This window comes from Henriciella sp., from assembly GCF_049649345.1.
Taxonomy (GTDB): Bacteria; Pseudomonadota; Alphaproteobacteria; order Caulobacterales; family Hyphomonadaceae; genus Henriciella.
In genome coordinates this window covers 1-3,855 of record NZ_JBARZC010000165.1, presented here as the reverse complement: position 1 = coordinate 3,855, position 3,855 = coordinate 1, and the positions used below count along the sequence as shown (strand labels likewise).

3 protein-coding genes and 1 pseudogene are annotated in these 3,855 nt (G+C 58.6%); all 4 read left to right on the top strand.

Translation table 11 applies throughout. The features are described from left to right. Window positions 1-400: pseudogene (locus tag WA989_RS04025) on the top strand (hypothetical protein); the annotation flags it as partial. A 92-nt stretch (window positions 401-492) separates the two neighbouring features. Beyond that, entirely contained in the window at window positions 493-1,485 is a 993-nt protein-coding gene (locus WA989_RS04020) for a glutathione S-transferase family protein (protein WP_424339228.1), read from the top strand. Between the two features lie 75 nt (window positions 1,486-1,560). After that, window positions 1,561-2,499, top strand: coding sequence for a cyclase family protein (locus WA989_RS04015; RefSeq protein WP_424339227.1), 939 nt, complete (start codon window positions 1,561-1,563; stop codon window positions 2,497-2,499). A gap of 133 nt (window positions 2,500-2,632) precedes the next feature. Next, window positions 2,633-3,855: spinster family MFS transporter (locus WA989_RS04010; RefSeq protein WP_424339226.1), on the top strand; the 1,223-nt coding region annotated here is incomplete at its 3' end.

Below are 3,855 nucleotides of genomic sequence, written 5' to 3'. Positions count from 1 at the left end.
GCTTGGGCGTAATCCTTATTACCGGGCTGGTCTCGTCTTCACCGTCTCGACGGCAGTTGCCCTGATCTGGGTTTCCGGTGGGGTCGGCGTGATTGGAAGCGAGTCGAATATCGCAAATCTGGTCTTGCTCGGGCTGCTTCCTTTGCTGCTGCTCGGCGCACTGATTGTCAGATTTCGCGCCAGAGAGATGTCAATTACGCTTTCGACTATCGCTCTGCTTCAGTTCGCCATTGCCGGCGTTGCGCTTCTGGCCGGTTGGGGACGAACGAGCCCATCATGGCCATGGGACATTGTTCTTGGGAATGCTGCGTTCAGCTTTGCCTGGCTGGCCTGTGCGTGGCTCTTTTCAAAGGCGGCGGCGCCATCCCTCTCCGACATGCCGGTTGCGCATAAGTCCTAGCGCTGGCTCAAAGCTGGAAACCACAGCCTATTCCAATAGTTGATACAGAAAGCGCTGTATCGGCGCGCAAGCTGACGACTTTGGAGATTTCTATGGGCCTGCTCAATAACGGCATCTGGCAAGACAAATGGTACGACACGGACAGCACGGGCGGAAAGTTCGAGCGGCATGAAAGCCAGTTTCGCAACTGGATCACCGCGGATGGATCAGCCGGACCAACGGGCGAAGGCGGTTTCAAGGCTGAGCCCGGGCGCTACCATCTCTATATCGCCTATGCCTGCCCGTGGGCCCACCGGGCCTTGATTCTCCGCAAGCTAAAGGGCCTCGAGGACATGATCGACGTCTCGGTCACGCACTGGTTCATGGGTGAGAATGGCTGGACGTTCAAAACCGATCCGGACGGCATCGTGAAGGATAAGCTGTTCGGATCGAAATATCTCTACGAAGTCTATCTGAAGGCCGACCCGCATTATACCGGCCGGGTGACTGTGCCGACCCTGTGGGACAAACAGCGCGGCACGATCGTCAGCAATGAGTCGGCCGATATCATTCGCATGTTCAATTCGGCTTTCGATAGCGTCGGGGCCAAGGCCGGCGACTATTACCCGGACAGCAAGCGCCATGAGATCGATGAGATCAATGAACGGGTATATCACACCGTGAACAATGGCGTTTACAAAGCCGGCTTCGCGACCACCCAGGAAGCCTATGAGGAGGCCGTGCATCCCCTTTTCGATTCCCTCGATTGGCTGGACGGGCTGCTGGCCAAGTCGCGTTTTCTGACAGGCGATACGCCGACCGAAGCCGACTGGCGTCTCTGGACAACGCTGTTCCGGTTCGATCTCGTTTATCACGGCCACTTCAAGTGCAATATCCGGCGCATCGTGGACTATGAGAATCTGTGGCCCTATGCCCGCGATCTCTATCAGTGGCCCGGCATTTCAGAGACAACGAACATCAAGCACGCCCAGCGCCACTACTATCAGAGCCATTATATGGTGAACCCGACGCAGATCGTTCCGGCTGGCCCGGCGATCGACTGGGAGGCGCCCCACAATCGGGACAAGCTCCCAAAGGCTGCCTGACCTTTCGCCGGGTCAATGCTGGACACCTTGGCGCTCTACAGTCACTGTCACCCAAAAACACAAGGGAGGAGAGTGATGATGAAACTGTTTGGCGCATGCCTTGCGGCATCTCTGGCGGCCTGCACAGTGAGTGCTCAGGACGCGGAGAGCTGGTATCCATCGGAATATGGCCCTGGTGACAGGCTGGGCGCTGTCGCCAATCTCAGCGCCGAGAAGACGGCCGAGGCGGCCAAGCTGATCACGACGGGCAAGACATACGCGCTTGGCATGATCACGAGCCGCGACACGCCAGCCTATCCGCCTCGCCGCTACGACGTCTATGTGATGCAACCGTCCGACGGTTCAGGCACGCCGCTTGGCGAAAACCGCGCTGTTGGCAATGATGACCTCGTTCAGACTTTCGTCGGAATCGGCAGCCAGATCGACGGGCTTGGCCACATGGGCATTGATCACCTCTACTATAATGGCGTGCATGTCTCGGATTTCGTGACGCCAGCGGGCCTGACGCAATTTGGCACGCAGGATATCCCGCCCATTGTGACGCGCGGCATCCTTCTCGACATGACAAAGATTTTCGACGCTGATCCCGTGCCAGACGGCACGGCCTTCAACAAGGCGGAAATCGATGAAGCCATGGAGCTGGCCGGCGTTCAGATCGAAACAGGCGACGTCGTCCTGTTCCATACAGGCGCGATGAAGGCGGCTGAAGGCTCTACCGAACTGATGGCCACCCATCCGGGCCTTGGTGTCGAAGGGGCAAACTATCTCGCAGATCTTGGCGTCGTCGCGATAGGCGCCGATACGACCGCTCTGGAGGCCATTCCCTTTGAGAACGAAGCGCGCCCTTTCGAAGTCCACCAGACGCTGCTCGCCAAGCGCGGGGTCTACATTCTCGAAAGCATGGTGACGAACGAGCTTGCTTCTGACGGCGTCACGGAATTCTTCTTTTCCCTGGGCATCCCCCGGTTGAACGGTACCGTACAGGCCATCATCAACCCTGTTGCGATTCGTTAGGATCATGAGCCAATGCAGCCCTAAAGGTCCGAGCCATGCTTCAGATTCATGGCTCAGGCAGGATTGCAAGACGTGATGAACTGTTCGACAAGGTCGAAGAGACGTCCGAACAGAGACGATCGAGGGAGGTAATATGAGCGATACGACAGCGACCGCTGGCCAGGGCCACGTCACAGGTTTCGGCACAAAGGGCTACCGGTCTTACGTCCTGATCGCGCTCATGCTCGTCTACACGCTGAACTTTATTGACCGCACGCTGATCACGGTCGTTGCGCAGCCGATTATCAACGAGTTCAATCTTTCCGATACCCAATGGGGTCTCCTTTCCGGGCCTCCTTTTGCGCTGTTCTACGCGCTGATGGGTATTCCAATCGCGATGTGGGCGGACCGCGCCAATCGGGTCCTGATCATTACGCTGTGCATCGTCATCTGGTCGGTCATGACGGCGCTCTGCGGTGTTGCCTCCGGCTTCATCTGGCTACTCATCTTCCGGGTCGGTGTCGCTGTCGGCGAGGCGGGCTGTACGCCGCCGGCCAACTCGATCATCACTGACTATTTCCCGCCCAGGAGCCGTGCTGGCGCGCTCGGCATCTACTCTATGGGCGTAACGATTGGCGGGGTCCTCGCGCAACTGTTCGGCGGAACGATTGCGGGCATTTCGGGCGAGGATTTCGGTGCCTGGCTCGGCTCACTCGGTCTTGGCGGACTGTTTACGGGGATCGACTGGTCGACCGTAGGCGGCTGGCGCATCGCCTTTGTCGTCGTCGGCCTGCCCGGCGTGGTTATCGCTCTTATCCTATTTTTCACCATCAAGGAGCCTCCGCGTGGCTATTCAGATCCCCCGACAGAAACCGACACAACGAAGAAAGTCGGTTTCTTCGATGCATTTCGTGAATTTGCGCCCAAGCCAACCTTCTGGTGGCTGTCGATGGGTGCGGCCCTCGTTGCGTTTGTCGGCTATGGCCTGATCAGTTTCCAGGCCCCCTTCCTTCAGCGCGTACACGGCATCGGGGTGCGGGACGCGGCTGTGCTCTATGGCGCACCGCTCGCAGCCGTTGCTGCTGGCGGTACTTTCCTTGGCGGATTCCTGTCGGAGAAACTGGAAGGCCGCTTTCCAAATGTCGCCGCCTGGTTGCCGGGGGTCGGGCTTCTGATCGCCGTCCCGACCTATGTGGGCGCCTTCTTTGCGCCGACGCTATCCTTGGCCTTCATGCTGTGGATTGTCGCGGCCATCGCCCATTATTCCTATCTCGGCGCGCAATACACAGTCGGGACTGCCATCGTCAGCCCGAAATCGCGCGCGACGACGATTTCGGTCCTGCTGCTGATCGTCAGCCTGATCGGCAATGGCATCGG

Excerpts from the sequence above, each read along its gene's own strand:
- WA989_RS04020 (WP_424339228.1), top strand. The coding sequence starts at position 493 with ATGGGCCTGCTCAATAACGGCATCTGGCAAGACAAATGGTACGACACG.
- WA989_RS04015 (WP_424339227.1), top strand. The coding sequence starts at position 1,561 with ATGATGAAACTGTTTGGCGCATGCCTTGCGGCATCTCTGGCGGCCTGC.